This window comes from Agromyces laixinhei (assembly GCF_006337065.1).
Lineage (GTDB): Bacteria > Actinomycetota > Actinomycetes > Actinomycetales > Microbacteriaceae > Agromyces > Agromyces laixinhei.
Genome location: NZ_CP040872.1, coordinates 2,749,311 through 2,776,112, shown reverse-complemented (window position 1 = coordinate 2,776,112; position 26,802 = coordinate 2,749,311). Strand labels below are relative to the sequence as shown.

Here is a 26,802-nt window from a genome sequence, read left to right as displayed (position 1 = left end):
AGGTGACCGCGCTAGTGACGATCACAGGAGGCGCCGTGAGCGACGTCGTGAAGAATGCGGCAGGACAGACCCCTCAGACCGCGACCCTCAGCTACGGCGGTACGACGGCCGAGCTGCCCGTCCAGCGCGCGGTGCAGGGCAACTCGAGCATCGACGTGTCGACGCTGACAAGGCAGACGGGCCTCACCGCGCTCGACTACGGATTCGTCAACACCGCATCGACGCGGTCGGCGATCACCTACATCGACGGCGAGCAGGGCATCCTCCGCTACCGCGGCTACCCGATCGAAGAACTCGCGGCGAACTCGACGTTCCTCGAGGTCGCGTGGCTGCTCATCTACGGTGAACTGCCGACGGCCGACCAGCTGGGCGAGTTCGACGAGAAGATCCGGCGCCACACGCTGCTGCACGAAGACCTCAAGCGCTTCTTCTCGTCGCTGCCGCACACCGCGCACCCCATGTCGGTGCTCTCGAGCGCCGTGTCTGCGCTCTCGACGTACTACGAGGACTCGACGGACTCGAACGACCCCGAGCAGGTCGAACTCACCATGGTCCGCCTCCTCGCGAAGCTGCCCGTGATCGCGGCCTACGCGCACAAGAAGTCGATCGGCCAGGCCTTCCTGTACCCCGACAACTCGCTGTCGTTCGTCGACAACTTCCTGAAGCTGAACTTCGGCAACATGGCCGAGCCGTTCGGCGTCGATCCGGTGCTCTCCACCGCGCTCGACCGGCTCCTGATCCTGCACGAGGACCACGAGCAGAATGCGTCGACGTCGACCGTGCGACTCGTCGGATCGACCGGCGCGAACCTCTACGCTTCGATCTCCGCCGGCATCCAGGCGCTCTCGGGCCCGCTTCACGGCGGTGCGAACGAAGCGGTGCTGCAGATGCTCGGCCGCATCCGCGACTCCGGCGAAGGGGTCGAGAAGTTCGTCGAGCGCGTCAAGAACAAGGAAGACGGCGTGAAGCTCATGGGCTTCGGGCACCGCGTCTACAAGAACTACGACCCGCGCGCGACGATCGTCAAGCAGTCGGCCGACGAGGTGCTCGCCGGGCTCGGCGTCGCCGACCCGCTGCTCGACATCGCGAAGGAGCTCGAGCAGTTCGCCCTGCAAGATGACTATTTCAAGGAGCGGCGGCTCTACCCGAACGTCGACTTCTACACGGGTGTCATCTACAAGGCGATGGGCTTTCCGACGCGCATGTTCACCGTGCTCTTCGCGATCGGCCGCCTGCCCGGCTGGATGGCCCACTGGCGCGAGATGAACCTCGACCCGCAGACGAAGATCGGCCGCCCGCAGCAGCTCTACATCGGGGAGCCCGAGCGGCACTACCCCTCGGCCTGAGCCGGCTGCAGCGTCAACGTGTCGCGTGCGTCGGCCTCGACGCCCTCGCGGGTGAACGGCCAGTCGAGCAGTTCGCCCCGCTGCCAGAGCGGTGCCTGATCGGCGTAGTTCGCGTGGAACGCGTGACCCGAGGCGCCCGTCAGGTTGATCCAGCGTGAAGCGTCGCGGTCGGCCAGATCGACGACCATGCGCATCGAGGGAACCCAGTCGACGGCGTAGCCGAATCTCGCGTCCCAGCCGATCGCATTCACGATCGCCGAGCCGCCGCCGAGCTCGTACGGGCCCCGATTGAAGAGCCACTCGATCGGTGCGATGCCCGATTCCCCGAAGCTCTGGTTCGTGAGGGTCAGCGTGTGCAGCCGACCCCATCGCCACGAGTCGGGGTTCGACCCCATGCGCTGCTCGGCCTCTTTCCACGCGGCGTCGAGCGCGTTCGCGATCATCGCGTCACGGCCGGCGACGCCGAGGTCTTCGTTCGTCCACCACGCCGCGTCGGGCTCGCCGAGCAGGGTGCCGACGACGTTGAACCATCGGTCGCCGCCCTGCGGAAGGGCGGCCTCGGGCAACTCGCCGAACATGTCATCGAGCAGCGTGCGCCAGAACACGGCGAAGTAGGCCGCCTGTGCGCTGTCGACATCGGCGTTGCCGTTCCAGCCGCCGAGCAGCTCCGCGCCACGGGCGGCATCACCGTCGACCTCGAGCGAGGCGATCACCGGCAGGAATGCCTCGGCATTCGCATCCGCCGTGTCGAGCTGGATCTCGGCGAGCGAGTCGACCGTGAACTTCTCGCCCGAGTCGATGCGCTCACGGATCAGGCGGTCGATACCCGCGGCTCGGTACCCGTAGTCCCAGTCCTTCGTGAGCATCGGCCCGTCGGGGCCCGCGGCCGCGTTGTTGGCGGTCACGATGTAGCCGGCCGCCGGATTCAGCACCGACGGCAGCTCATCGAAGGGGATCGTGCCCGACCAGCCGTTCTCGCTCGTCCACCCCGGCACGGGGAGGGTGCCGTCGCCGGACGTGCGCACGGGAATGCGGCCGGGAGCCTGATAGCCGATGTTGCCCGCGACATCGGCGTAGATGAGGTTCTGCGCCGGCACGTCGAAGAGCGCGGCGGCCGCGCGGAACCCGTTCCAGTCCTGCGCCCGGTCGAGCGCGAAGATCGCGCCGGCGGTCGTGCCCGGCGTCAGCGCGGTCCACTGGAGCGAGACCTCGTACGTGCCGTCGGGCTGGCCGGATGCCGCGGGGAACTGCGCCGCGACCTCGCCGAAGTCGGTGCTGATGTCGGTCACGATCGGGCCGCGATCGGTCGAGCGCACCGTGATCGTGACGGGATCGCCGCCCGCGACCTCGATGGTCTCCTCACGGAGTGTCAGCGGCACGAGCGCCCCGTCGAGTTCGTAGGAGTCGCCGTCGAGACGTTCGAGGTAGAGGTCGGCGACGTCGGGCCCGAGATTGGTGAAGCCCCACGCGATCGAGGCGTTCTGGCCGATGACGATTCCGGGCAGCCCCGAGAAGGAGAACCCGGCGACGTCGAAGCCGCAGGTCTCGGTGATCTCGACGCAGTGCAGGCCCATCTGGGTCCAGATCGACGGCATGGTCGGCCCGAGGTGCGGATCGTTCGCGAGCAACGGCAGGCCCGACTCGGTCAGCGCGCCCGACACCACCCACGAGTTCGAGCCGATGTCACCGCCCTCAGGGCCGAGCAGCTCGGGCACCCCGTCGATCGTCGCGCGCAGCGTGGCGAGGGCCGCGACGTAGTCGGACACGGGCGCGGATGCCGCGGCGGCATCCGTCTCGGAGGCGTCGACGTCGCCCGGAAGCCGGGTCGACGACAGCCCGGCGGGCGCTGCTGCCGGCTGCTCGCCGACGATCGTCGGCATGGTGCCCCACGGGAACTCGGGATGGAGGCGGGCGACCTCTTCGGGCGGCAGCGCGGTCGACAGCATCGCGCGGTCGATCTCGTCGCCGAGGTTCGAGCGGAGATCCCACGCCATGGCCTTCAGCCAGGCGATCGAGTCGACGCCCGTCCACGGTTCGGGGGAGTAGCCGGGATTCTGCAGCCCGAGCACCGCGTACTCGAGCGAGAGGTCGGCACCGCTGCGCTCGCCGAGGTAGGCGTTGACCCCCTCGGCGTATGCGTCGTAGTACGCCTTCGGGGCGGATGCGAGCGCCTCGTACTCCTGTTCTGCGATGCCCCGCCAGTCGAGGGTGCGGATGAATGCATCGGTGCCCACCTGCGATTCTCCGAAGAGCTCGGCGAGGCGCCCGGAGGTGACGTGCCGGCGGAAGTCCATCTCCCAGAAGCGGTCTTGCGCGTGCACGTAGCCCTGCGCGAAGAACAGGTCGTGGTCGGTCTCGGCGTAGAGCTGCGGGATGCCGGCATCGTCGCGGATGACGGTCACCTCGGCGCCGAGCCCCGGAACGTCGACGGCGCCGTTCAGGGTCGGGAACGAACGATGCACGGTCCACCAGCCGAGTCCGGCCGCGACGATCGCGAGCACGAGCACGGTGATGAGCAGGCCGATGACGAATTTCATCACTCGATGCCGACTGGTTCGCGATGCGTCGGTACCCACGCCACTCCTTCGTGATGTGCAAGCAGAGGGCCGCCCCATGGCGGCCCGAGTGAACAACTGTAGCGGAGACGACCGCCGTTGCGGGCGGTCGTTGCAGGGCTGTGATGTGGGAGTGCCGGGCCGGGTCGCGTGCCCGGAGCTGCTACGCGTGCAGAGCGGTGTTCAGCTGCACGCCGTCGCCCGAGCGGGAGAGGGCCTCGACCTGGCCGTTCAGCGAATTGCGGCGGAACAGCAGGTTCGGCACTCCCGAGAGCACGACCGCCTTGACCGTGCTCGGCCGCTCGCCCTTGCCGCCGAGCAGCACGACCTTGGTGCCCGCCGTGACGTAGAGGCCCGCTTCGACGACGCTGTCGTCGCCGATCGAGATGCCGATGCCCGAGTTCGCGCCGAGCAGCGCGCGCTCGCCGATCTCGATGCGTTGCGTGCCTCCGCCCGACAGCGTGCCCATGATCGATGCGCCGCCGCCGATATCGCTGCCGTCGCCGACGACGACGCCCTGCGAGATGCGCCCCTCGACCATCGACGCCCCGAGCGTGCCGGCGTTGAAGTTCACGAAGCCCTCGTGCATGACGGTGGTGCCGGGTGCGAGGTGCGCGCCGAGTCGCACGCGGGCGGCGTCGGCGATGCGCACGCGGTCGGGTGTGACGTAGTCGAGCAGTCGCGGGAACTTGTCGAGCCCCTCGGCGTGGATTCCGGCACGCTGGAGCGCCGGGCGCAGTCGTGTGAAGTCGTCGGGATGCACCGGCCCGCCGTTCGTCCACACGACCGAGGGCAGGTGCGCGAAGATGCCGTCGAGGTTGATCGTGTTCGGCCGCACGACGAGGTGCGAGAGCAGGTGCAGGCGCAGGTACGCGTCGGCCGTGCCGTCGGGGGCTGCGTCGAGATCGATCGTGAAGTCGACGGCCTCGACGGTGACGTTGCGTCGGTCGTCGGGCCGGGCGAGTTCGAGGTGGGCAGGTGCGAGAGCGGATGCCTCGGCGCCGCCTTCGCCCACGAGCTCGGGGTTCGGGAACCACGCGTCGAGCACGGTGCCGTCGGCCGCGACGGTTGCGAGACCGGCGCCGTGGGCGGTGCGGGCGGGAGGGGTGGAAGCATCGTTCGCGGGCATGCGTCAAGCGTATCGAGGCAGTGGGCACGTGTGACTCACGAAGGCGACTCCGCGTGACGCCGTCGTTCAGCCGGTCGTGGTCCCGGCTCCGGCACTGCGCGTGCGCAACGCCCGCGTGAGCAGACTGTCGAGGGTGAACATCAGGAACGCCGCGGATCCGAGCCACGGCGACAGCACCACCACCGAGGTGGCGAGGATGACCGCGCTGAGGGATCCGCGATCGAGCGTGCGCACATCCTGCTCGGGAAGGTCGGGCATCAGGTCGCTGCGGTGGTGCACGGCCCAGCGCCACTGCAGCCAGCTGAACAGGATGGCGAGGAAGAAGGTGATGGGCATCAGCATGCGCCCGGCGTAGTACTCCGAGTACTCGGTCGCGACACCGGTCGTGAAGGGCACGAGCACGACGAACAGCAGTCGGCCGTTGTTGAGCCAGGTCATCACGGCGTCGACCCGGGCGATGCTCTCGAACTGCTGCACATGGGTCATCCACAGCAGGCACAGCACGATGAAGCTGACCCCGAAGTTGAGGAACAGCTCCCACATGCCGCCCAGTGCCGCCCACAGTTGGGCGTCGCTGTCGACCTCGCCGAGGGCGTGGGTCGTGAGGTCGAGCACGAGCAGCGTCGCGGCGATCGCGAACACGCCGTCGGTGAACGCCTCGAGGCGCGTGGTGGCCTGAGTCGCATCCGGGTGCTGCCGCCGCCTGATCACGCGCTCAGCCTACTCGGACGCCTAGACTCGGGGGATGCCCGCCCACACGCCGCTCACGCTCGACCTGGCCGCCGATTCCGTCGCCATCACGCAGGCGATCTGCGATGTGCCGAGCGTGTCGGGCGATGAGACGCTGCTCGCCGACCTCGTCGAACAGGCGTTTGCCGGGGCGTCCCACCTCGAGGTGTTCCGCGACGGCGACACCGTGGTCGCACGCACGAACCTCGGTCGCGAGCGCCGGGTCGTGATCGCCGGCCACCTCGACACCGTGCCGATCAACGGCAACGTGCCGACTCGGTTCGAGACCGAAGACGGCGTCGACTACCTGTGGGGGCGCGGCACGGTCGACATGAAGGCCGGCGTCGCGGTGCAGCTGAAGCTCGCGCTCGAGCTCACCGAACCCGTCGTCGACGTCACGTGGATGTGGTACGACAACGAGGAGGTCGCGGCATCGCTGAACGGACTCGGCCGACTCTCGCGCAACCGGCCCGACCTCTTCGCCGGCGACTTCGCGATCCTCGGCGAACCGTCGAACGGGCAGGTCGAGGGCGGCTGCAACGGCACCCTCCGCGCTGAGGTGCGCACCGCCGGGCTGCGGGCGCACTCGGCGCGCAGCTGGGTGGGCGAGAACGCCATCCACAAGCTCGCTCCGGCGCTCACGCGGCTTGCGGAGTACGAGGCCGAGACCGTCGAGGTCGACGGGCTCGCCTACCGCGAGGGGCTGAACGCCGTGCTCGTTTCGGGCGGCATTGCGGGCAACGTGATTCCCGACGAGGCCGTGCTCACGGTCAACTACCGTTTCGCGCCGAGCCGCAGCGTGGCCGAGGCATCCGCCCTCGTGACCTCGTTCTTCGACGGCTTCGACGTTGCGATCGTCGACAGCGCAGAAGGGGCACGGCCCGGACTCGACGATCCGCTCGCGCAGCAGTTCGTGCGCGCGGTCGGCGCAGAGCCGCGCCCCAAGTACGGCTGGACGGATGTCGCTCGCTTCAGCGCCCTCGGCATCCCGGCGGTGAACTTCGGCCCCGGCGACCCCCTCAAGGCGCACGCCGACGATGAACGGGTCGATGTCCGGCAGATCCGGCACACCGAGACGGCGCTCCGCGCCTGGCTGACCGGCGTCACCGCCTGAGCGGCGCGATCCGAACGGGGAACGCATGAGCACGTCGTCGGCCGCTCTTCGCGACCCCGACCCCTTCCGCGCCACGCGCCGCTCGCCGCGCGTGCGCTGGCGGCTCGCGCCGTGGTGGGCGAAGGTCGCCCTGATCTTCCTCGGTGCCCGCGCGATCACGACGGTCATGGTGCTCGTGCTGGCGGGCGTGCAGGGTTCGAACCCGTGGACGGCCGCGCGACCGGACTACTTCGACTACGCGAACCTCTGGGATGCCCGGTGGTACCAGATCATCTGGCTCGGCGGGTACCCGAGTGAGCTGCCCCTGACCGAGGCGGGGCAGGTCGCCGAGAACGCATGGGCGTTCCTTCCGGTCTACCCGGTGCTCGTCGGCGTCGTGACCTGGCTCGGGGTGCCGTGGAACGTGGCATCCGTCGTCGTGTCGCTCGCCGCGGGTCTCGGAGCCGCGCTCGTGACCCACCGGCTCATGTCGCGCTTCCTCGAACCCGACCGCGCGCTCTTCGCCGTCGTGCTCTTCTCGGTCGCACCCGTCTCGCCGATCATGCAGTTCGGGTACGCCGAATCGCTCGGCCTCCTGTGGCTCGCACTCGCGCTGCTCCTGCTCGTCGATCGACGATACGGATGGCTCGTGCCGGTGCTCGCCGTATGGGCGTTCACGCGGCCGGGGGCGCTCGCATTCGCGCTCACCCTCGGACTGCACTGGGTCTGGCGCTGGTACACGCGCAGGAGCGACCCGTTCCCGATGCGGGAACGGGTGCTCGCGGCATCCGTGACCGTCTTCGCCGGGCTCATCGGGCTCGCGTGGCCCGGCATCGTGTGGGCGGCGACCGGCGAGTTGCACGGCTACACCGCGACCGAACTCGCGTGGCGCTCGGCCTACATCGGGTACCAGGAGCTCGTGCCGTTCACCGCGTGGTTCCAGTCGGGTGACTGGTGGCTCGGCCAGCCGTTCGGCACGATCGTCGTGGTCGTACTCATCGTGGCGTTCGCGGTGACGTTGTTCCTGCCGGCGGTGCGGCGTCTCGGGGTCGACCTGCGGCTCTGGCTCGCGAGCTACGCGCTGTACCTGCTCGCAGTGTTCTTTCCGCAGTCGAGCACCTTCCGGCTTCTCGCGCCGATGTTCCCGCTCGTCGGTGCCGTGGCGCAGCCGCGGGCGCGGTGCTATCGCTGGGGGATGGTCGCGCTCTCCCTGCTGCTGCAGCTCGGTTGGCTGCTCATCGCGTGGGGGATCGACGGCCGCGACTGGACGCCTCCCTGATCGGAGCGGGTGTCCGCGCCCGTGTGAAACGTCGTCGAGCTGTGGAAAGTCGACGATCAGGTTGTCCACAGGCTCGCGGCGATTTCTCAGCAACGCCCGCATTGGCAGATAATGGAATCTCAGCCACGAAAGGGGAGCTCAATGGCGGCCATGAAGCCACGCACCGGAGATGGGCCGATGGAGGCCGTGAAGGAGGGTCGACTCATCATCGTTCGAGTTCCACTCGAGGGTGGCGGGCGCCTCGTCGTCTCGGTGAACGATGCTGAGGCCAAGGAGCTCTACGACGTCCTCGGCGGCGTCGTGAATCCCGCCTGAGTCACGTCACTCGAATCGAGCCCCGAGATCCCTCGGGGCTCGATTGCTCTGTGCGGTCTCGATTGCGCTGTGCGGCGGCCGGAGCTCAGACGCCGAGCTTGACGATCTGCAGCAGGCCGTCGCCGGCGGGCGAGATCGCGGTGGCCACGGCCGTCGACGTCGCGAGCTCCGAGATGAGCGAGCGGTAGGCGTTCGCCGATTCGTCGCGGCGCGCGGGGTCGGACACCCGGCCCTTCCAGAGCGCACGCGCGACGAGCACGATGCCGCCGGGCTTGGCCAGGCGAAGGCCGTGCTCCGCATACTCGATGACCGACGGGGCGTCGGCGTCGATGAAGACGATGTCGTACGAGCTCTCGTTCATGCGCGGCAGCACTTCGCTCGCGCGACCGGCGATGAGCCGCACACGCGCGGCCGCGACGCCCGCGTCGGCGAAATGCTGCCGGGCGTGCTGCTGATACTCGGTCTCGGTGTCGATCGACGTGAGGAGGGCGCGCCGGGCCGCCTGCATCATCCAGAGGCCAGAGACGCCGACACCGGTGCCGACCTCGATGATCGACTCGGCGCGAGATGCCGCGGCGAGCACGGCGAGTTGCGCGCCGATGGCCGGCGACACCGGATCGATGCCGAGCTCCAGCGATTGCAGGCGAGCCCTTGCGATCGATTCGGGCACGGCGACCGAGTCGTCGACGTACTTCCAGTTCAGGTCGTGATCGGTCACGTGGCGTCTCCCGGATGCATCTCTCTCAGTCCCTCAGCCTAGGGTGCCGACGGCGTGTCTCCCAGTCGCCTCGCCGCCGACTATCCTGTATGGGTGTTCGGTCTGACGTTCGAGAAGCTCCTCATCGTAGGGGTGATCGCCGTCTTCCTGCTCGGGCCCGAGCGGCTGCCGCACTACGCGGCGCAACTCGGCCGGCTCGTCAGATCGCTGCGCGACATGGCCAACGGCGCGAAAGACCGCATGCGCAACGAGATGGGCTCCGACTTCGACGACGTCGACTGGAAGAAGCTCGACCCCCGCCAGTACGACCCGCGACGCATCATCCGCGAGGCGCTCACCGACGTCGACCCGTTCGCCGAGGAGGCCCCGACGCCCACGGTGGCACGAACCTCTGCGGGCGAGAACTCGGCCTACCTGCAGCAGAAGCGGGGGCGCGAACCGCTCGGTCCCGAGCAGCCGGCACCCTTCGACTCCGAAGCGACCTGAGCGGCCCTGCGGGGCGCTCAGCGCAGCCGCAGTGCCTTCAGCGCCTGGGCGAGCAGCATGAGCAGCGGTGCCTGCTGTTCGTACTCCCGCCCCGTGCGCGGCAGCTGCAGCAGGCCGGTCGTCGATGAGATCGTGACGGGCTCGACGAAGCGCAGCATACCCGCCTCGCCATTGCGCCGACCGAGGCCCGACTGCTTGACGCCGCCCATCGGCGCGGCGACCGAGGCGAACGAGCCGCGGTACCCCTCATTGATGTTGACGCTGCCGGCCTCGATCGCGTCGGCGACACGGCGCGCCCGGCCGGCGGAGCGCGTGAAGACGGCGGCGTTCAGGCCGTAGTCGCCCGCGTTGGCCGCGAGCACAGCCTCGTCGTCGCCATCGACGAGGTAGAGCGAGGCGATCGCCCCGAAGGTCTCTTCGGCGTACACGAGCATGTCCGGCGTGACGCCGGTGAGCACCGTCGGCTCGAAGAACCACGGTCCGATGTCGGGCCGGTGCTTGCCGCCGACGAGCACCACGGCGCCCTTCTCGACCGCATCGTCGAGATGCGCCTGCACCCGGGCGAGTTGCGCGGCGCTCGCGAGCGATCCGAAGTCGGCGTCGAAGTCGAGCTCCGAGCCGAGCCGAGCTGCCCGCAGTCGCTCGATGAGCGCACGCTGGAACGGGCCGGCGACCTTCCGCTGCACGTAGATGCGCTCGACCGAGACGCAGAGCTGGCCCATGGCAGAGAAGGCGGCGTGCGCGGCGTTCGCCGCGGCCTGCCCGGGGTCGACATCGTCGAGCACGAGCAGGGCGTTCTTCCCGCCGAGTTCGAGCGAGGCGCCGACGAGGCGTCGGCCCGCCTTCTCGCCGATCGTGCGGCCGGTGGCCGTCGAGCCCGTGAAGCAGATGAAGTCCGCGACATCCGTCAGCGCTTCGCCGACCTCGGCCGCCGGCCCGGCGACGACCGCCCAGAGCGCGGCGGGAACGCCGGCGTCGATGAAGGCGCGTCGCAGCGCGAGGATCGAGAGGGCGCCCTGGTCGTCGGCCTTCTGCACGACGCCGCAACCGGCGGCGAGCGCGGGAATGACGTCCATCGCGACGAGACTGAGCGCGAAGTTCCACGGCGTGATGACGCCCGCGACGCCCTTCGGGCGGTATCGCACCCGGCTGGTCGCAACGGTCGGCAGGCCTGAGCGAACGGGGCGGCTGCGGAGCACCTTGCGGGCCGCGAGTGCGTTGTACCGGGTGACGGAGACCGCCGCGAAGATCTCCTCGAACGCCTGGCCGCGGGTCTTGCCGCTCTCGAGCTGGATGAGGTCGAGCAGCATCTCGCGGCGCTCCAAGATGAGGTCGTGCGCCCGCAACAGCACGCGACGGCGTTCGGCGAAGCCGACGCGGGCCCACGCGAGCTGTGCGAGACGTGCTCGGGCGAAGGCGTCGCGCACGTCGTCGGCGCTCGAACGCGGCAGTTCATGCAGAGTCTCGCCCGTTGACGGGGTCGGCACGGAGACGGTCTCGGAGCCCGAAGCGACGACATCGTCGTCGAGGCTCGCGAACAGGGCGGGGGAGACGGTTTGGGCACGCATGCGCACAGTCTAGGTCAAATGACCCACTTCGCTCTCCGGCGAGACCGAATGCGGCCCGTCGGGGGTGAGTACACTGCCTCCATGGCCGCATCGGAGCGAACCCTGTCCCGCGGTGTCGTGACCCGCTATGCGATCGGATCCATCGGCACCGGGGGCTTCGCCACACTGCCCGGCCTCGTGCTCGTGTACTACCTCACCGACACGCTCGGGGTGACCGCACTGGTCGCCGGACTCGTCGTCACCGCCGCGAAGGTGTGGGATGTCGTGATCGACCCGTGGATCGGCGAGCGCAGCGACCGAGCGCTCGCGCGCACCGGCACGCGCCGAACCTGGATGATCGTCGGCGCCCTCGCGCTGCCCGTCGGATTCGCGGCGACCTTCGCGGTGCCGGCCGGACTCGACCCCGGGGCGTCCGGCATCTGGGTGTTCCTCGCCTTCCTCACGACGGCCACGGCGTTCAGCATCTTCCAGGTGCCCTACGTCGCGCTGCCGGCCGAGATCACCGCCGACTACGACGCCCGCACGCGGTTGCTCACCTGGCGCGTCGTCGTGCTCACGCTCGCGATCCTGCTCTTCGGCGCCGGCGGCCCCGAGGTGCGGGCGGCCTTCGACGACGAGCGCACGGGGTACCTCGTGATGGCGCTCGTCGCGGGCCTCGTGATCGGCGCGGGCATGTTCGTCGCCGCGACGACGGCTGCGAAGGCCGGTGCGCCCGAGCTCAGTGCATCGACGGATGCCGCGCCGCGCCGCGACATCCGTGCCGGCTACGCCGAGGGCTTCGCAGCGCTGCGGCGGAGCGCCGCGTTCCGCGCGCTGCTCGCCGCATTCGTGCTGCAGGGACTCGCGACCGGACTCATGCTCGCCGGTGCCCAGTTCGTCGCGACCTGGGTGCTCCGCGACGAGCGAGCGGTCACCTTGCTCTTCGTGGCGCTCATCGGCCCGGCCGTGCTCTTCGCGCCGGTCTGGCAGGCGGTGGCAGCCCGCGTCGGCAAAGAGCGCGGCTTCGCGCTCGCGAGCACGCTCTTCGGCCTCGCGGCGCTCAGCCTCGTCGGCATGATCTGGGGGCCCGGGGCTTGGGTCTACGTGCCCGTCGCGCTCGCCGGCGCGGGCTATGCGGGCATGCAGTCGCTGCCGATGGCGATGCTGCCCGACGTGATCTCGCACGACGCCAGCACGCACGGCATCGGCCGCGCCGGCAGCTTCGGCGGGGTCTGGACCGCCGGCGAGACGGCCGGCATGGCGCTCGGCGCCACGGTGCTCACGATCGTGCTCGCGATGACGGGCTACGCGGAGTCGACCGGCTCCCAGACGGTGACCCAGTCGCCGGCCGCGATCGCGGGCATCGCGATCAGCTTCAGCGTGATCCCCGCGCTGCTCGTGGCCGCGAGCCTCGTGGCGCTGCGCAGGTACCCGCTCCGGCGCGGCGATATCGAGGCCGACGCCGTCGCACCGACTGCGGAGACGGTGGCATGATGCACGGATTTCGTCGCGATGCACCTGAGATCCTCGCCGAACTCGAGGCGCTGCGCGCTGCCGACGCACCGACGCACGGGGGCCGGGTGCTCTCGTACGTGTACGACTCCGGCCTCGCCGAACTCGACGAGCTCGCAGCCGATGCCGCGAGGCTCGTGCAGCCGGTCAACGGCCTCGACCCGACGACGTTCACCTCCGTCGCCGCAATGGAGGTCGGCGTCGTCGGCTTCGCACGGCGGGTGCTCGGCGGGGCGGAAGACGACGAGATCGCCGGCTCGGTCACCTCGGGGGGCACCGAGAGCTGCCTGCTCGCGGTCAAGTCGGCCCGCGACCTGTGGCGTTCGGTTCGTGCGGGCACGCCACGGGTGCCGCGGGTGGTCGCTCCCGTCACCGTGCACGCCGCGTTCCACAAGGCGGCCGAGTACTTCGGGCTCGAGCTCGATCTCGTGCCCGTCGACCCGGCGACGGGCGCCGTCTCGGCCACGGCGATCGAGGAGCGGCTCGGCGACGACGTGGCCCTCGTGGTCGTGAGCGCGCCGTCGTACCCGTTCGCGGCGCTCGACCCGGTCGTGGATGTCGCGGCGATCACCGCCCGGCGGGGCATCGCCCTGCACGTCGACGCGTGCATCGGCGGCTTCGCACTCGCCTTCTGGCCCGAGGAACTGCCGGCGTGGAACCTGTCGGTGCCCGGCGTCACGAGCCTTTCAGCCGACCTGCACAAGTACGGGTACGCGCCGAAGGGCGTTTCGGTGCTGCTCACGAGGGGGCGTGATCGGCAGCGGTTCCAGTACTTCGCGACGACCGCGTGGCCGGGCTACCCCGTCGTGAACCCGACGCTCATGGGCTCGAAGCCCGCCGGACCGCTCGCCGCGGCGTGGGCGATCATCGAGGCGCTCGGCGACGACGGATTCACGGGCCTCACCGCGCAGGCGGCGCGCGCGACCGGCGCGCTGCGCGAGGTCGTCGCGGGCATCGAGGGGTTGACGGTGGTCGGCGAGCCGACGGGCCCGCTCTTCGCCGTCGCCACCGACGAGTCGGTGCCGGCCGGCCGCCGGGTCGACCCGCACCATTGGGCGGATGCCGCGCGCGCGGCCGGCTGGCACCTGCAACTGCAACCCGCCCTCACCCAGGCCGACGGCACGCGCCTGCCGCACACGACCCACCTCACGGTGACACCCGTGACGAAGACCGTGGTCGGCGAGCTGTCGCAGGCACTCGTCGCCGCGGCCGACGCCGTGCGCGGCGAGCCGGCCGTCGACGGGGCGGCTCTCGTTGCAGCGCTCGCAGACTCGGTGCCCGGCGGTCTCGACGCGCTCGCCGGAGCATCCGCCGGTCTCGACTCGGAGAGCGCGGCAGGTCTCCTGCGCGCGTTCGGGCTGCTCGGCGGCGTCGCTCCGGATGACGAGACCACGGGTTCGGCCGGCGCCCTGCCCGACACGCTCGCACCGGTGCTGGCGCTCGTCGAAGAGCTGCCGCCCCAGCTCACCGAGCGGTTGCTCATCGAGCTGCTCGCGCGGGTCGTGGAGCCGGTCAGGGATCGAGGATGAACGCCCGCTCACCGGTCAGTGGGCGGAGCCGGTCGTCGATCGGGAATGGCAGCTCGTACTCGACGGTCGGCACGTCGATCGCGCCGAAGTCGTCGTTCTTCACGCGGAGCACCGTCGAGGAGGCCTCGGTGATGCGCACGCGAATCCAGCGCCCGTCGTCGAGCCGCAGCTCGTAGAGTTCGGCGAGGTAGCCGATACCGGTCGCCTCGAGTGTCTCTTCAGCGCTCAGCCAGTCGACGGCATCGGTCAACGGGCGGCCGAGCAGGTCGATGACGACGAAGCCCTCACCGTCGGGTCGCATCCACCCGAGCAGTTCGCCGTCGCCTCGCCGATGCTCGATCCAGTCGGCAGCAATCGCCATGGAATCCTCCTTCGCCGCTGCGGCGATCAGCTCGTGCGGATCCGCCCCGCGGCGTCGACCGTGATGACGACGGTGAGCACCTTGCGGTTGAGCGCGCGATAGACGACGTAGATCAGCCAGAGGCCGCCGGTGAGGAGCACGAGGATGAGGTTCCAGAACCAGCCGATGCGCTTGTTCCTGGAGACCACGGCCTGACCGGCGACGACGGACTGCACGGTCCATCCGCGCTGCGCGTATCTCGCCACCTCGGCATTGAGCAGTTGGGCGCGCGACTCGTCGGAGAGCGGGGCGGGATCAGGGTTCGTCGTGCTCATTCCGGGATTCTATCGAGCACGGGTCCGAGCACGGGTCCGAGCGCCGGTTCGAGCACCGGTTCGAGTGCGCTGATGAGGATGCTGCAGGGTCGCTGCCGTCACTGCAGCCCGCACCGCTCGCCGTAGTAGGCGTAGAGCTCGGCCTTCAGCGCGTCGCCCGATGAACGGTCGAGCCGGCCCGCTCGCCCATCGCTCGTGCGGATCTCGAACGGCAGGATCGTGCCTCGCTTGTCGTCGGCGACCCCGTGCGCGTCGCAGCGGGCGGGCCGAACCGGCAGCGTGATCGTGACGGGATCGCCGCCGGCGGCCACCTCGATGCCGAGCGGCCATTCGGCCCCACTCTCTGCACTCAGGAGGGTCGTGCCGTGGACGCGGTCGATCACGAACGAACCCTCGACGTCATCAGACGGTCGGGCGGATGCCGCGGGCACGACCTCGACGTCGATGAACGCGCGCTGCTCGGTGCCGCTGCCGATCACGCGAAGGTGCTCGGGCATCACGATCGCAGCGACGCGCTCGACGGACTCGGCGAGGCAGTCGGCGGCGACGACCCGTGCGAGCGTGTCGAAGGGGTCGTCTGCCGTGAGTTCGCCCGATGCCGCGCCGGACTCGGTCGTGACGTCGAGGACGACTGTCGCGACGGGCGCCGCGACGTCGCTGCTGTCGGCGTCACCGCCGCTCGGGGCGCAGTCGGTCTCGGAGAGCGGCACCCGGATCTCGAGTGCGTCGTCGGCTCCGACCTCGAAGGGTTCGTCGCGCACCATGGCGGGGGTGAAGCTCGGTGAGGCGATTTCGAGCCGCTCGACCGTGACCGGCACACCGCCGGCGTTCTCGATGCGAACGACGAGTCGGCGCGCCTCGACATCGAGCCGGCCCTGCTTGACCTGCGCCGAGAGCCCCTCGGGCAGGGGTGTCGCCGCGGGGGTGCACGCGGCGAGCGCGAGGGCGGCAGCGAAGGCGGCGGCGACGGAGCTCGCGCGTCGACGGTTCAGACGGGCGCGAGACATCCGCTCACCGCACGGTGACATCGAGACGTCGGCCGGCCAGCGAGCGCGGCACCGAGGCGAGTTGCGCGGCGATCTGCTCGATCGCGCGGGCAGCGGGGTCATCGGGCTCTGCGAGCACGACCGGGATGCCCTCGTCGCCGCCGCGGCGAAGGGCCACGCTGAGCGGCACGCTCGCGAGGAGCGGCACGGGTACGGGCTGGCCCTCCGAGAGACGTTCGGCCACGATCGCGCCCCCGCCGGCGCCGAAGAGGTCGAGGACCTCGCCGCCGGGCTGTGCGAACCCGGCCATGTTCTCGACGACACCGACGAGCTTCTGCCCCGTCTGTCGCGCGACGACCCCAGAACGCTCGGCGACGTCGGCTGCCGCGGGCTGCGGGGTCGTCACGACGAGCACCTCGGCGTTGGGCAGCAACTGCCCGAGCGAGATCGCGACGTCGCCTGTGCCCGGCGGCAGGTCGACGAGCAGCACGTCGAGGTCGCCGAAGTACACGTCGGTCAGGAACTGCGACAGCGTGCGGTGCAGCATCGGCCCGCGCCAGGCGACGGCGACGGATGACGCGCGCCCGCCCTCTTCGCTCGGTTCGACGAACATGCCGATCGAGATGACCTTCACCCCGTGCGCGACGGGCGGCAGGATCATCTCGTCGACCCGCGTCGGCCGGGCGGCGAGGCCGGCATCGTCGACGAGACCGAGAAGCCCGGGGATCGAGAAGCCGTGCACGTCGGCATCGACGAGCCCCACCGAGAGACCCCGGGCCGCGAGCGCGACGGCGAGGTTCGCGGTGATCGTCGACTTGCCGACCCCGCCCTTCCCGCTCGTGACCGCGATGACCCGGGTGAGGCTGCCGGGCCCGAAGGGGTTGCCGCGCGCAGCACGGCCGCCGCGGAGGCGTTCGGTGAGGGCGGAGCGTTGCTCGGGCGTCATGACCGAGAGCACGACCTCGGCGTTGCCGTCGCCGACGACGGATTCGGCGGCCGCTCGCACATCGCGTTCGATGCGGTCGGAGGCGGGGCATCCGACGATCGTCAGGCGGATACCGACCTCGACGCGACCACCGTCGAGGGCGACGACGTGATCGACCATGTCGAGATCGGTGACGGGCTTGCGGATCTCGGGGTCGATGACGCCGGTGAGCGCGAAACGCACGGCCGCCTCGAGCGCGGCCGGGTCTGTGGCACCGGGCTCAGCGGCCGGCATGCTCCGCCTCCTCCTCGTCGCGTCGGTCGAGCTCCTCGATGATCGAGCGCAGCTCGGAGCGGATGAAGTCGCGCGACGCCAGGTCTTTCATCGCGAGGCGAAGCGCCACGACCTCGCGGGCGAGGTACTCGGTGTCGGCGAGATTGCGCTCGGCACGCTGGCGGTCCTGCTCGATCTGCACGCGGTCGCGGTCGTCTTGGCGGTTCTGCGCGAGCAGGATGAGGGGCGCGGCGTACGAGGCCTGCAGGGAGAGCATCAGGGTGAGGGCGGTGAAGCCGATCGCGAACGAGTCGAACCGCAACTCCTCGGGGGCGAAGGTGTTCCACCCCATCCAGCCGATCGCGAACACCGAAAGCCCGAGCAGGAACCCGGGGGTGCCCATGCCGCGCGCGACCCACTCGGTGAAGCGACCGAAGCGGTCGCTGTCGCCCGAGCCGCGGAAGGACCTGGAGCGGCGGGTGCCCTTCGGGGTGTCGAATCGACGCTCGTCGTCAGCGCGTGCCATCTCCCGCCCTCCTTCCGTGTGGGATGGGGATGCTCCCCGTCGTCATCTGGGCACGCGCGGCTGCGCGGCGCCCCACCTCGGCGTCTTCGGGATGACTTCGCCAGTCATCTGGCAGGAGGTAGTCGAGCACGTCGTCAATCGTCACCACCCCGACGAGTCGATGCTTCTCGTCGACGACGGGCACCGAGACGAGGTCATAGCTCGCGAGGATGCGGCTGACTTCGGCGGCCGAAGTGTCGGCACGCACAGGCTCGAGGCCCTGGTCGATGAGGGTGCCGAGGCGCTCGTGCGGGGGATAGCGCAGCATGCGCTGGAAGTGCACGAAGCCGAGGAATCGCCCGGTGGGCGGCTCGTACGGCGGCAGCGTCACGCAGATCGCGGCGCCGAGAGCGGGCGGCAGGTCGTGGCGGCGGATGAGCGCGAGTCCCTCGGCGACGGTCGCGTCGGCCGAGACGATGATCGGCTCGGTCGTCATGAGACCGCCGGCGGTGTCGGGCCCGTAGGAGAGGAGGAAGCGCACATCGTCGGCCTCTTCGGGTTCCATGAGCTCGAGCAGGTGCTCGCCGCGCTCTTCGGGGAGTTGCGCGATGAGGTCGGCGGCGTCGTCGGGCTGCATGTGGTCGAGCACGTCGGCGGCCCGGTCGTCACCGAGACCGGCGAGGATCACGACCTGGTCGGCCTCCGGCATCTCTTCGAGCACGTCGGCGAGCCGGTCGTCGGAGAGCTCTTCGGCGACCTCCTGACGGCGCTGCACCGGCAGATCGAGGAGCGTGTTGGCGAGGTCGGCGGGCTTCAGTTCGGAATAGCTCGCGATGAGGTGCTCGGCCGACTGCGCCTCACCGCTGGTCGTGAGCTCGCGCACCTCTCGCCACGTCACGTAGGCCGACTGGCCCTTCGAGAACGGCGAAGCTCCCTTCGGGCGGCGCACGAAGAGCTGGTCGACCTGCCACTCGCCTGGCTCGAGCTCTTCGATCGCGACGTCTTCGATCGTGGCGTCCCCGGAACCGTCGGTGAACGCGACCTTGCGACCGAGCATCTCGGCGATCACGCGCACCTCGCCGCCGCGCTGTTCGAAGCGGCGCAGGTTGATGAGGCCGGTCGTGATGATCTGCCCGCCGCCGATCGAGGTCACCCGGCCGATCGAGAGGAACACGCGGCGCTTGCCGGGAATCTCGACGATGAGGCCGACGACGCGCGGAGGGTCGTTCTTGCGGTACACGACGAGGACGTCGCGCACCTTGCCGACCCGATCACCGGCGGGGTCGAATACGGCGCACCCGGCGAGTCGGGCGACGAAGACTCTCGTGGCACTCACGGTTCCAACCTAGTCCCGGATGCCGCGTGCGAGGCGCCTTCCCGGCTTCCGACGCGTGCATCGTGGAAGAATGGCCGGGTGAGTAGTCAATCGCCGTTCGGCGGCCGAGTGGGCCGAGCATATCCGACCATGCCCAAGGGGGAGACGGTCGCGAGCTTCGAGACCTACGCCGAGGCGCAGGCCGCCGTCGACACGCTCGCCAAAGCCGAGTTCCCCGTGAAGGAGCTCGCGATCGTGGGCACCGACCTGACGAGCGTCGAGCGCATCACGGGCAAGCTCACGTGGGGCCGCGCCGCCGCCGCAGGGGCGCTGTCGGGCGCGTGGCTCGGAACATTCCTCGGCCTCCTGTTCTTCATCTTCGCGCCGACCGGCGCCTCGGTCGGCATCCTCATCTCGGCCGTGCTCATCGGCGCCGGGTTCGGGGTGATCTTCGGCGTCGTCTCGTACTCGCTGAACCGCCGTCGCCGCGACTTCACCTCGGTCGGGCAGGTGCTCGCGGCCCGCTACGCGATCATCGCCGCGAACGCGCACATCGATCGCGCCCGCAGCGTGCTCGGCGTCGATGCACCGGCCCCCGAGCGGCCCGCCACGTCCGCTCCGCTCGAGAACGGCAGTCGGCCGCTCAGCTACGGCGAGGCGACGGATGCCGCGAAGCGCGCCGCCGCAGAGGCCGCCCGTTCCTCGCAGGCGCCCGCTCGCCCGCGCTACGGGGAGCTCGCGCCGACGCCCGGCGCCGACGACGCGGCATCCGCTGCACCGCAGGCCGATGGCGACGGATCCGATTCCGGGTCGACCGAGCAACCGGCATCGGAGCCGCCGGCATCGGAACCCCCGGCATCGGAGCCGCCGGCGTCCGGTCGCTGAGCGCCGGCGAGCCCTCGCCCGGATTCGAGGCTGAGTCCCAGACTCGCGATATAGCGTGACCGCATGGTGACGCAGGACGAGATCGCAGCGGAGATCGCCGAGGGCGAGCGACCCGACCGGCCGATCATGCGGCTGCTCCGCGGCGTCCGCCGGCGCATCGAGGGCAGGCCGGGCCTGCGCCGTGCCTACCGCATCGTCGTCGCCGTGCTCGGCGGCCTCATCGCGACCCTCGGCCTGCTGCTCGTGCCGCTGCCGGGGCCCGGGTGGCTCATCGTCTTCCTCGGCCTCGCCGTTCTCGGCACCGAGTTCGCCTGGGCGAAGCGCGTCGCCGCGTTCGTCAAGCGCCATCTCGCCCGCTTCTGGGCGTGGTGGCAGGCGCGCCGGGCCGCTCGCCCGACGGCCTGACCGCCGCGTCGTCGGTCAGTCGGCGGCGCCGCGCACCCACGCCTCGACCTCGTCGGCCGTGCGGGGGATGCCGGCCGAGAGGTTCTCGGCGCCATCGGCGGTGACGAGGATGTCGTCTTCGATGCGCACGCCGATGCCGCGGAACTCCGTCGGCACGGTGAGGTCGTCGGGCTGGAAGTAGAGACCGGGCTCGATCGTGAAGACCATGCCGGCCTCGAGCACGCCGTCCATGTACATGTCGCGTCGCGCCTGCGCGCAATCGTGCACGTCGAGGCCGAGGTGGTGGCTCGTGCCGTGCACCATGTAGCGGCGGTGGAACTGGTTGTCGGGCTCGAGCGACTCCTCGGCCGAGACCGGCAGGAAGCCCCACTCGGCGGTCTTGCGGGCGATGACCTGCATCGCCGCGGCGTGCACCTCGCGGAAGACGATGCCGGGGCGCACGATCGCGAAGGCCGCATCGGCAGCTTCGCGCACGGCCTCGTAGACCTGACGCTGCACGTCGGAGAACGTGCCGTTCACCGGGAACGTGCGGGTGATGTCGGCCGTGTAGTAGCTGTCGATCTCGACGCCCGCATCGAGCAGCACGAGGTCGCCGGGCACGACGGGGCCGTCGTTGCGGGTCCAGTGCAGCACGGTCGCGTGCGGGCCGGCGGCGGCGATCGAACCGTACCCGACGTCGTTGCCGTCGAGCCGGGCGCGTGTCGCGAAGACGCCCTCGATGACGCGCTCGCCGCGAACCTCTGCGGTGATGCGGGGAAGCTCTTCGATGACCTCGGTGAAGCCGCGCTGCGTCGCGTCGATCGCGGCACGCATCTCGGCGATCTCGAACGAGTCCTTCACGAGCCGAAGCTCGGAGAGAGACTGGGCGAGCTCGGCGTCGGGCTCGTGCGAACCGCCGACCTCGAGCGAGAACGGAGCGTCGCTGGCATTCGTCGACAGCGCCTGCTCGGCGGCGAAGCGGATTCGCGCGTGATCGACGCGTTCGGTGACGGATGCGTCGGCCTCGCGAACCACGAGGGTCGCCGTGTCGACGGCGTCGATGACCCGGTCGAACTCCTCGAGCCCCCTGGTCGCGAGGTCGAGGTCGGCGGCGACGTGTGCGAGCGAGGGTCGCGGGCCGATCCAGAACTCGCCGATCGCGGGGTTCGCGTAGAACTCCTCGGAGTCGCGGCCCGCGCGCTCGCGGAAGTAGACGGTGGCCTCGTGGCCGTCGGTCGTGGGCTCGAAGACGAGCACGGCGCCGGGCTCGGAGTCGGAGCCCCAACCGGTCAGGTGCGCGAAGGCCGAGTGGGCGCGGAACGGGTAGTCGGTGTCGTTCGCGCGCTGCTTCATGTCGCCGGCGGGCACGATGAGTCGCCGGCCCGTGAACGCCGCCGAGACCTTCGCCCGGCGTGCAGCGGCGAACGACGCCTGCTCGCGCGCCTGCGGCAGGGTCTCGTCGCGCTCGGCCCAGCCGCTGCCGATGAAGTTCTTGAAGCCCTCGGAGCCGGGTGTCGTCGAACGGTTCGCGTTGCGACCGCTCTCGTCGCTCTCGGTCGTCGCGGGAGCCGCCGTCTCAGTTGTCGAGGTGTCGCTGGTGTTCGCCATGCCGACCATTCTCGCACCGCCTCCTGTCAATCGGCCGCGACGAGCGTCGCCACGACCGGCCGATGGTCGCTGCCGGCGTCGTCGTGGCTCTCGAGCATCTCGAACGCCTCGACGCTCCAGTTCGGCGTCGCCATCACATGGTCGATCGGGCTGCCGAAGAACGGCGGCACGTCGGTCGGCCACGTGCCGAGGCCCGCTGCGCCGGCGTGCGCCGCGGCATCCGTGCATCGCCCCAGGTCACCGCCGTCGATGCCGTGACCGGCGAAGTGATCGACCGTGGCGTTGAAATCGCCGGCCATGATGACGTCGTCGCCGGCGCACTGCTCAGCGAGCCAGTCGAGGTCGCTGCGCCAGTTGCGCAGCTCCCACCGGATCGGTGCGACCGCGTGCACGGCGACGATGCGCGGGCCGTCACCGTCGACGGGGTCGGCGACGACACTCGGCACGGTGTTCGTGTTGCCCGGCGGGCCGGGCGCGTTCGCCGAGACGACCTCGTAGTCGCCGAGGTCGGGGCTGATCAGGATCGTCGTGGAGCGGGCCTTCGCGATGTCGTCGTAGGAGGCCGTGTGCACCCACATGGGGTTGCCGCCCTCGCGCATCGCGATCGCGACCTCTTCACCGAGCGGTTCGGTCGTCTCGGGCAACACCACGATGTCGGCACCTCGCTCGAGCGCGAGGCCCGCGATCGTCGACGCATCGGGCACCTCGCCCAGCGTGTTCCAGGAGAGTACCGTCACCGAGTCGGCGCCGGCCTCGGAGGTCGAACCGCCGAAGCCGCGAGCGGTCAGCACCGTGATGTTGCCTGCCGCGAAGAGCGCGAACACCGCGGCCATCGCGAACGCGAAGACGCGGAGCGGCCGCGCGAGCGCGAGGAGGAGGAAGAGGAGCAGCGCGACGATCCCGCCCGCGGCCGCCGTGCCGCGAAGCGCGACGATGTGCGCGGCCACCCACTGGTTCTGCAGGCCGAACGCCTGCGGCCAGAGGAGGACGAGCGCCATGACGGCGGTGCCGAGCACGATGGCCCAGCCGAGGATGCGGGGGAGCATTCCATCCACACTAGGGGCGCTGACCGTGAGAATGCCGCGACTAGCATGAGGGGATGCCGGAAACCACCGTCGACGCGGGAGAAGCCGACCTGCACACGCACTCGACGGTCTCCGACGGCACCGAAGCGCCGGCCGAACTCATGCGGCAGGCGTCACGCGCCGGCCTCTGGGGCGTCGCCCTCACCGACCACGACTCCACGAGCGGTTGGGTGGAGGCATCTGCTGCCGTCTCCGAGACCGGCGTCGCACTCATTCCCGGCATGGAGCTCTCGACCCGTGAGGGGTACACGAGCGTGCACCTGCTCGGGTACCTCATCGACCCGTTCGACGAGTCGCTCATCGCCGAGACGGCGCGCATCCGCGAATCGCGGCTGAACCGTGCCGAGGCGATCGTGCGCCGCATCGGCCGCGACTACGCCCTCACCTGGGACGACGTGCTCGCCCAGACCGTCGAGGGCACGACGATCGGCCGGCCGCACATCGCCGACGCGCTCGTCGCCCGCGGCCACGTCGCCTCACGCTCGGCGGCATTCGACGGCATCCTGCACCCGCGAGCGGGCTACGCGCAGCCGCACTACGCGCCCGATCCGCTGACGGGCGTGCGGCTCATCCGCGCTGCGGGCGGCGTGCCGGTGCTCGCGCATCCGGGCACCCGCGGCGCCGAGCGTGTCATTCCGCCCGCGCGACTCGAGCAGCTCGTCGAGGCGGGCCTCTTCGGGCTCGAGATCGAGCACCCCGAGAACCGCGCCGATGCGAAGCCGCGGCTGCGAGCCCTCGCCGAGCGTTTCGGGCTTCGCGTCACGGGCTCGAGCGACTACCACGGCACCGGCAAGCCGAACAGCCTCGGCCAGTGCCGCACCGACCCCGACGTCGTCGAGGCGATCATCGCCGAGGGCCGGGGATCGGCGCCGGTGCTGCCGTAGCCGAACCGGGCCGTGACGTCACACCTGGGGCGTGCTGCCACCGGTGCGCGGGCCGCGACGACGGCGGCGGCGCGGGGGAGCGGCGTTGCCGTCGTGGTGCTCGTGGCCCTTGCCGTCGTGCGTGCCCGTGCCGGGCTCCTTCACGGCGAGCTCGGTCGCGGCATCGGCGTTCGCCGACTCGGTCGCAGCGGTCGACGTCTCGCCGGCCGGCTTGCCGCCGCGCGTGCGGTTGCGACTGCGGGTGCGGGGTGCGCGCTCGGTACCGGCATCCGATCGCTCGGAACGCCCCTCGGAGCGTCGCCCTCCGGAGCGGCCGCCTTCGTTGCGACCGGCGGTCGCCGAGCGGGTCGGTGCGACGGCCGACGACGGCTTGAGACGGCCCTTGGTGCCGGCCGGGATGTCGAGATCGGTGAACAGGTGCGGGCTCGACGAGTACGTCTCGGTCGGCTCGGGCTGACCGAACTCGAGGGCACGGTTGATGAGCGCCCACTTGTGCAGGTCGTCCCAGTCGACGAAGGTCACGGCGATGCCCGTCTTGCCGGCGCGGCCGGTGCGACCGGCGCGGTGCAGGTACGTCTTGTCGTCGTCGGGGATGGTGTGGTTGATGACGTGCGTGACGTCGTCGACGTCGATGCCGCGGGCCGCGACATCCGTGGCGATGAGGATGTCTTTCTTGCCTGCCTTGAACGCGGCCATGGCGCGCTCGCGCTGGTCTTGGTTCAGGTCGCCGTGCACGGCGGCGGCGTTGAAGCCGCGGTCGTTCAGTTCTTCGACGAGTTTGGCCGCCGCACGCTTCGTGCGCGTGAAGATGACGGTCTTGCCCCGCCCCTCGGCCTGGAGGATGCGCGAGATGACCTCGTCTTTGTCGAGTGAGTGCGCGCGGTAGACGAGGTGCTTGATGTTGGCCTGCGTGAGACCCTCGTCGGGGTCGGTCGCCCTGATGTGGATGGGCTTCGACATGAAGCGGCGGGCGAGCGCGACGATCGGGCCCGGCATGGTGGCCGAGAAGAGCATCGTGTGGCGCACCGCGGGGGTCTGCGCGAAGATCTTCTCGATGTCGGCGAGGAAGCCGAGGTCGAGCATCTTGTCGGCCTCGTCGAGCACGATCTCCTGCACGTTCTTGAGCGAGAGCAGGCGCTGCGAGGCGAGGTCGAGCAGGCGCCCGGGGGTGCCGACGACGATCTGCGCGCCGGCCTTGAGCTGCTCGATCTGTCCCTCGTAGGCCTTGCCGCCGTAGATCGACACGATCTTGGTGGAGCGTTCGGATGTCGCGAGCTCGAGGTCTTCGGTCACCTGCACGCAGAGCTCACGGGTCGGCACGACGACGAGCGCCTTGACGCCGGGCTCGGGGTCGTCGCCGAGGCGCTGGATGATCGGCAGCCCGAATCCGAAGGTCTTGCCGGTGCCGGTCTTCGCCTGGCCGATGATGTCCTGGCCCGAGAGGGCGAGGGGGATGGTCTGTTCCTGGATGGGGAAGGCATCGATGATGCCCTTCCCGGCGAGGGCGTCGACGATGTCGGGCGCGATGCCGAGGTCGGTGAAAGTGGTCAAAAGTCTGCCTGTTCGTGGTGCTCGAGGTGGCGGTCGGATGCGCGCCCCGTTCTCAACCCCAGGCGCACGGCTGCGGATCCATCGCCCGCATGCACCCTCTACCCTATCCGAGACCTCGTGAAGGCCTCGGTAAGCTGTCTGCTGTGGTTCTCTGGTCGAATCGGCGCATCCCGCGCCCTGAGCTTGCTCGGCGGCGCCCGCGGGTCGCACCGGCCGATCTCGCGAAGGTCGATTTCACGGAGCTCGTGCCCGATCCGGTGCCGTTCCTCGGCCAGGCCGCCTACATCCAGCTCGAGTTCTTCGAGTCCCTCGCGCGTGCTGTCGCGACGGCGCCCTCGCTTGCCTCGAAGGCCGGGCTCAGTCGCGCTGCCGGCATCGCGCTGAAGCAGCATCACGCGCTCGTCGCAGAGATCCGCCGGCTGGAGGTCGTCCCCGAAGAGGTGATGGCCCCGTTCGCTCCCGCCGTCGACCGATTCCGCCAGGCGAGCGCCGGAGCCGACTGGTACGAGCTGCTGCTCGGCATCCACGTCACTTCCGGCATGCTCGACGACTACTTCTCGCGTCTGGCCGAGGGGCTGCCCCGCGAGCTTTCCGCACGCGTGCGCGTGATCCTCGACGAGGCGGAGTGGGGGGCGGTGCTGCACGACGAACTGTTCGCCGCGATCGAATCGCAGGTCGAGCCCGGCCTCTCGGACCGTCTCGCCCTCTGGGGCAGGAGCCTCGTCGGCGACACGCTGCTGATGGCCCGATCGGCGCTGCGCGCTTCGGATTCCCGCGACCGAGGTGCCGACGTCGAGCCCGTCTTCACCGAGCTCATCGCGGCGCACACGCGCCGCATGGACGCGCTCGGGCTCACGGCCTGAGCGGTCGCGGCCCCGTTCGTCGGGGTGCGTGCCTCACCAGGGGTCAGGCCCGCGCGACACCCGGGCGGGAGAGTCGCTCGAAGAGCGCGGTGTCGCCCCGTTCACGGCGTGGTGTGATGAGGTACAGCACCGCAGCCGGCACGAGGGCCGATGCGACGAGGGAGACGACCCAGATCCATCCGCCGTCCCATGGCCAGCCGAGCCAGGTCAGCGCGACCCACACGACGGCGGCGACGGCGGCGCCGATCGACCCGCTCACCGCGACGCCGCGGAGGTGGCGCTGCGGCACGACGAACTGCATCGCGAAGCCCAGGATGGCGCCGCCGACCACGATGAAGATGAGCTCCATGTCAGGCGACGAAGCCGACGCGGCGCGACTCCTCGGAGCCGATCTCGACGTAGGCGAGTGCGGCGGCGGGCACGACGTACCGGGCGCCCTTGTCGTCGGTGAGCGTCAGCTGCGCCGACTGGCCGGCGAGCGCCGCAGCGACGGCCTGCTCGACCTCTGCGGCCGACTGCGAGGTCTCGAAGCCGAGCTCACGGGGGGAGTTCTGGATGCCGATGCGAACGTCCACGGTGCACCTTTCTACTGTTGCGCCAACACTACGACACGGGCCGGCCGGGC

General features: G+C 70.4%; 27 protein-coding genes. 11 read left to right on the top strand and 16 right to left on the bottom strand.

What is annotated here, in order from left to right:
- Positions 1–35 precede the first annotated feature (35 nt).
- Complete coding sequence (locus FHG54_RS13125; protein WP_232331452.1) at positions 36–1,346, top strand: citrate synthase; 1,311 nt, start codon at positions 36–38, stop codon at positions 1,344–1,346.
- On the opposite strand, the gene FHG54_RS13120 is transcribed toward FHG54_RS13125, so the two are convergent.
- The 3 genes from FHG54_RS13120 to FHG54_RS13110 form a co-directional block, all read right to left on the bottom strand.
- Positions 1,331–3,883, bottom strand: a complete 2,553-nt coding sequence (locus FHG54_RS13120; protein WP_139417664.1) for a penicillin acylase family protein — start codon at positions 3,881–3,883, stop codon at positions 1,331–1,333. The two genes, FHG54_RS13125 and FHG54_RS13120, sit on opposite strands and share 16 nt — an antisense overlap.
- Positions 3,884–4,064: 181 nt before the next feature.
- Positions 4,065–5,030, bottom strand: a complete 966-nt coding sequence (dapD, locus tag FHG54_RS13115) for a 2,3,4,5-tetrahydropyridine-2,6-dicarboxylate N-succinyltransferase (RefSeq protein ID WP_139417663.1) — start codon at positions 5,028–5,030, stop codon at positions 4,065–4,067.
- 66 nt (positions 5,031–5,096) lie between these two features.
- Positions 5,097–5,741 (bottom strand): TMEM175 family protein, encoded by a 645-nt coding sequence (locus FHG54_RS13110; RefSeq protein WP_139417662.1) that lies wholly within the window; start codon positions 5,739–5,741, stop codon positions 5,097–5,099.
- A 34-nt stretch (positions 5,742–5,775) separates the two neighbouring features.
- Here FHG54_RS13110 and dapE point away from each other — a divergent pair, with 34 nt between their 5' ends.
- The 3 genes from dapE to FHG54_RS13095 all read left to right on the top strand — a co-directional run bounded on the left by dapE (position 5,776) and on the right by FHG54_RS13095 (position 8,446).
- The gene (dapE, locus tag FHG54_RS13105) at positions 5,776–6,873 is read left to right on the top strand and encodes a succinyl-diaminopimelate desuccinylase (RefSeq protein ID WP_139417661.1); all 1,098 of its coding nucleotides are present in this window, start codon (positions 5,776–5,778) and stop codon (positions 6,871–6,873) included.
- Positions 6,874–6,898: 25 nt separating this feature from the next.
- Complete coding sequence (locus FHG54_RS13100; RefSeq protein WP_233437774.1) at positions 6,899–8,131, top strand: hypothetical protein; 1,233 nt, start codon at positions 6,899–6,901, stop codon at positions 8,129–8,131.
- A gap of 141 nt (positions 8,132–8,272) precedes the next feature.
- Positions 8,273–8,446 carry a DUF3117 domain-containing protein gene (locus FHG54_RS13095; RefSeq protein WP_067875042.1) on the top strand — a complete coding sequence of 58 codons (174 nt, stop codon included), beginning with the start codon at positions 8,273–8,275 and terminating at the stop codon, positions 8,444–8,446.
- 85 nt (positions 8,447–8,531) lie between these two features.
- Here the strand turns inward: FHG54_RS13095 and FHG54_RS13090 are convergent, their stop codons facing one another.
- Complete coding sequence (locus tag FHG54_RS13090; protein WP_139417660.1) at positions 8,532–9,164, bottom strand: O-methyltransferase; 633 nt, start codon at positions 9,162–9,164, stop codon at positions 8,532–8,534.
- A gap of 93 nt (positions 9,165–9,257) precedes the next feature.
- Here FHG54_RS13090 and FHG54_RS13085 point away from each other — a divergent pair, with 93 nt between their 5' ends.
- Entirely contained in the window at positions 9,258–9,650 is a 393-nt protein-coding gene (locus tag FHG54_RS13085) for a twin-arginine translocase TatA/TatE family subunit (RefSeq protein WP_139417659.1), read from the top strand.
- A 17-nt stretch (positions 9,651–9,667) separates the two neighbouring features.
- Here FHG54_RS13085 and FHG54_RS13080 read toward each other — a convergent pair whose 3' ends face one another.
- Positions 9,668–11,218 (bottom strand): succinic semialdehyde dehydrogenase, encoded by a 1,551-nt coding sequence (locus tag FHG54_RS13080; protein ID WP_139417658.1) that lies wholly within the window; start codon positions 11,216–11,218, stop codon positions 9,668–9,670.
- Positions 11,219–11,299: 81 nt separating this feature from the next.
- Here FHG54_RS13080 and FHG54_RS13075 point away from each other — a divergent pair, with 81 nt between their 5' ends.
- Both FHG54_RS13075 and FHG54_RS13070 read left to right on the top strand, forming a co-directional pair.
- Positions 11,300–12,691: an MFS transporter gene (locus FHG54_RS13075; RefSeq protein ID WP_139417657.1), complete on the top strand. Its 1,392-nt coding sequence runs from the start codon at positions 11,300–11,302 to the stop codon at positions 12,689–12,691.
- The gene (locus FHG54_RS13070) at positions 12,688–14,238 is read left to right on the top strand and encodes a pyridoxal phosphate-dependent decarboxylase family protein (protein WP_233437773.1); all 1,551 of its coding nucleotides are present in this window, start codon (positions 12,688–12,690) and stop codon (positions 14,236–14,238) included. Before FHG54_RS13075 ends, FHG54_RS13070 begins: the two co-directional genes overlap by 4 nt.
- Here FHG54_RS13070 and FHG54_RS13065 read toward each other — a convergent pair.
- The 6 genes from FHG54_RS13065 to FHG54_RS13040 form a co-directional block, all read right to left on the bottom strand.
- A complete protein-coding gene (locus FHG54_RS13065; RefSeq protein ID WP_139417656.1) occupies positions 14,222–14,599 on the bottom strand; it encodes a hypothetical protein in 378 nt (125 codons plus the stop codon). The genes FHG54_RS13070 and FHG54_RS13065 overlap by 17 nt on opposite strands.
- Before the next feature lie 26 nt (positions 14,600–14,625).
- The gene (locus FHG54_RS13060; protein WP_139417655.1) at positions 14,626–14,913 is read right to left on the bottom strand and encodes a hypothetical protein; all 288 of its coding nucleotides are present in this window, start codon (positions 14,911–14,913) and stop codon (positions 14,626–14,628) included.
- Between the two features lie 98 nt (positions 14,914–15,011).
- A complete protein-coding gene (locus FHG54_RS13055) occupies positions 15,012–15,920 on the bottom strand; it encodes a hypothetical protein (protein ID WP_139417654.1) in 909 nt (302 codons plus the stop codon).
- A gap of 4 nt (positions 15,921–15,924) precedes the next feature.
- On the bottom strand, positions 15,925–17,118 hold the full coding sequence (locus FHG54_RS13050; RefSeq protein WP_139417653.1) for an Mrp/NBP35 family ATP-binding protein: 1,194 nt from the start codon (positions 17,116–17,118) through the stop codon (positions 15,925–15,927).
- Positions 17,105–17,623 carry a DUF1003 domain-containing protein gene (locus FHG54_RS13045; RefSeq protein WP_139417652.1) on the bottom strand — a complete coding sequence of 173 codons (519 nt, stop codon included), beginning with the start codon at positions 17,621–17,623 and terminating at the stop codon, positions 17,105–17,107. The genes FHG54_RS13050 and FHG54_RS13045 overlap by 14 nt, the downstream gene beginning before the upstream one ends.
- On the bottom strand, positions 17,610–18,938 hold the full coding sequence (locus FHG54_RS13040; RefSeq protein WP_139417651.1) for a magnesium transporter MgtE N-terminal domain-containing protein: 1,329 nt from the start codon (positions 18,936–18,938) through the stop codon (positions 17,610–17,612). Before FHG54_RS13040 ends, FHG54_RS13045 begins: the two co-directional genes overlap by 14 nt.
- 78 nt (positions 18,939–19,016) lie before the next feature.
- Here FHG54_RS13040 and FHG54_RS13035 point away from each other — a divergent pair, with 78 nt between their 5' ends.
- Positions 19,017–19,802, top strand: coding sequence for a general stress protein (locus FHG54_RS13035; RefSeq protein ID WP_232333735.1), 786 nt, complete (start codon positions 19,017–19,019; stop codon positions 19,800–19,802).
- A gap of 63 nt (positions 19,803–19,865) precedes the next feature.
- The gene (locus tag FHG54_RS13030; protein ID WP_232331449.1) at positions 19,866–20,207 is read left to right on the top strand and encodes a TIGR02611 family protein; all 342 of its coding nucleotides are present in this window, start codon (positions 19,866–19,868) and stop codon (positions 20,205–20,207) included.
- Between the two features lie 15 nt (positions 20,208–20,222).
- On the opposite strand, the gene FHG54_RS13025 is transcribed toward FHG54_RS13030, so the two are convergent.
- Together FHG54_RS13025 and FHG54_RS13020 are read right to left on the bottom strand one after the other, a co-directional pair.
- Entirely contained in the window at positions 20,223–21,794 is a 1,572-nt protein-coding gene (locus FHG54_RS13025; protein WP_198169827.1) for an aminopeptidase P family protein, read from the bottom strand.
- Positions 21,795–21,820: 26 nt separating this feature from the next.
- A complete protein-coding gene (locus FHG54_RS13020; protein ID WP_139417649.1) occupies positions 21,821–22,840 on the bottom strand; it encodes an endonuclease/exonuclease/phosphatase family protein in 1,020 nt (339 codons plus the stop codon).
- Positions 22,841–22,893: 53 nt separating this feature from the next.
- Between FHG54_RS13020 and FHG54_RS13015 the strand changes: the two genes are divergently transcribed.
- Complete coding sequence (locus tag FHG54_RS13015; protein WP_139417648.1) at positions 22,894–23,763, top strand: PHP domain-containing protein; 870 nt, start codon at positions 22,894–22,896, stop codon at positions 23,761–23,763.
- A gap of 18 nt (positions 23,764–23,781) precedes the next feature.
- Here FHG54_RS13015 and FHG54_RS13010 read toward each other — a convergent pair whose 3' ends face one another.
- The gene (locus FHG54_RS13010; protein WP_139417647.1) at positions 23,782–25,314 is read right to left on the bottom strand and encodes a DEAD/DEAH box helicase; all 1,533 of its coding nucleotides are present in this window, start codon (positions 25,312–25,314) and stop codon (positions 23,782–23,784) included.
- A 143-nt stretch (positions 25,315–25,457) separates the two neighbouring features.
- Here FHG54_RS13010 and FHG54_RS13005 point away from each other — a divergent pair, with 143 nt between their 5' ends.
- A complete protein-coding gene (locus FHG54_RS13005) occupies positions 25,458–26,177 on the top strand; it encodes a ferritin-like fold-containing protein (protein ID WP_232333737.1) in 720 nt (239 codons plus the stop codon).
- Between the two features lie 43 nt (positions 26,178–26,220).
- Here the strand turns inward: FHG54_RS13005 and FHG54_RS13000 are convergent, their stop codons facing one another.
- Together FHG54_RS13000 and FHG54_RS12995 are read right to left on the bottom strand one after the other, a co-directional pair.
- Positions 26,221–26,526, bottom strand: a complete 306-nt coding sequence (locus FHG54_RS13000) for a hypothetical protein (RefSeq protein ID WP_139417645.1) — start codon at positions 26,524–26,526, stop codon at positions 26,221–26,223.
- A 1-nt stretch (position 26,527) separates the two neighbouring features.
- On the bottom strand, positions 26,528–26,752 hold the full coding sequence (locus FHG54_RS12995; RefSeq protein WP_139417644.1) for a DUF3107 domain-containing protein: 225 nt from the start codon (positions 26,750–26,752) through the stop codon (positions 26,528–26,530).
- Between the last annotated feature and the right edge of the window lie 50 nt (positions 26,753–26,802).

Coding starts and splice junctions, on each gene's coding strand:
- FHG54_RS13120 (WP_139417664.1), bottom strand. CDS start 3,883: ATGAAATTCGTCATCGGCCTGCTCATCACCGTGCTCGTGCTCGCGATC.
- dapD (WP_139417663.1), bottom strand. CDS start 5,030: ATGCCCGCGAACGATGCTTCCACCCCTCCCGCCCGCACCGCCCACGGC.
- dapE (WP_139417661.1), top strand. CDS start 5,776: ATGCCCGCCCACACGCCGCTCACGCTCGACCTGGCCGCCGATTCCGTC.
- FHG54_RS13100 (WP_233437774.1), top strand. CDS start 6,899: ATGAGCACGTCGTCGGCCGCTCTTCGCGACCCCGACCCCTTCCGCGCC.
- FHG54_RS13095 (WP_067875042.1), top strand. CDS start 8,273: ATGGCGGCCATGAAGCCACGCACCGGAGATGGGCCGATGGAGGCCGTG.
- FHG54_RS13080 (WP_139417658.1), bottom strand. CDS start 11,218: ATGCGTGCCCAAACCGTCTCCCCCGCCCTGTTCGCGAGCCTCGACGAC.
- FHG54_RS13075 (WP_139417657.1), top strand. CDS start 11,300: ATGGCCGCATCGGAGCGAACCCTGTCCCGCGGTGTCGTGACCCGCTAT.
- FHG54_RS13070 (WP_233437773.1), top strand. CDS start 12,688: ATGATGCACGGATTTCGTCGCGATGCACCTGAGATCCTCGCCGAACTC.
- FHG54_RS13065 (WP_139417656.1), bottom strand. CDS start 14,599: ATGGCGATTGCTGCCGACTGGATCGAGCATCGGCGAGGCGACGGCGAA.
- FHG54_RS13060 (WP_139417655.1), bottom strand. CDS start 14,913: ATGAGCACGACGAACCCTGATCCCGCCCCGCTCTCCGACGAGTCGCGC.
- FHG54_RS13055 (WP_139417654.1), bottom strand. CDS start 15,920: ATGTCTCGCGCCCGTCTGAACCGTCGACGCGCGAGCTCCGTCGCCGCC.
- FHG54_RS13050 (WP_139417653.1), bottom strand. CDS start 17,118: ATGCCGGCCGCTGAGCCCGGTGCCACAGACCCGGCCGCGCTCGAGGCG.
- FHG54_RS13045 (WP_139417652.1), bottom strand. CDS start 17,623: ATGGCACGCGCTGACGACGAGCGTCGATTCGACACCCCGAAGGGCACC.
- FHG54_RS13030 (WP_232331449.1), top strand. CDS start 19,866: ATGGTGACGCAGGACGAGATCGCAGCGGAGATCGCCGAGGGCGAGCGA.
- FHG54_RS13025 (WP_198169827.1), bottom strand. CDS start 21,794: ATGGCGAACACCAGCGACACCTCGACAACTGAGACGGCGGCTCCCGCG.
- FHG54_RS13020 (WP_139417649.1), bottom strand. CDS start 22,840: ATGCTCCCCCGCATCCTCGGCTGGGCCATCGTGCTCGGCACCGCCGTC.
- FHG54_RS13015 (WP_139417648.1), top strand. CDS start 22,894: ATGCCGGAAACCACCGTCGACGCGGGAGAAGCCGACCTGCACACGCAC.
- FHG54_RS13000 (WP_139417645.1), bottom strand. CDS start 26,526: ATGGAGCTCATCTTCATCGTGGTCGGCGGCGCCATCCTGGGCTTCGCG.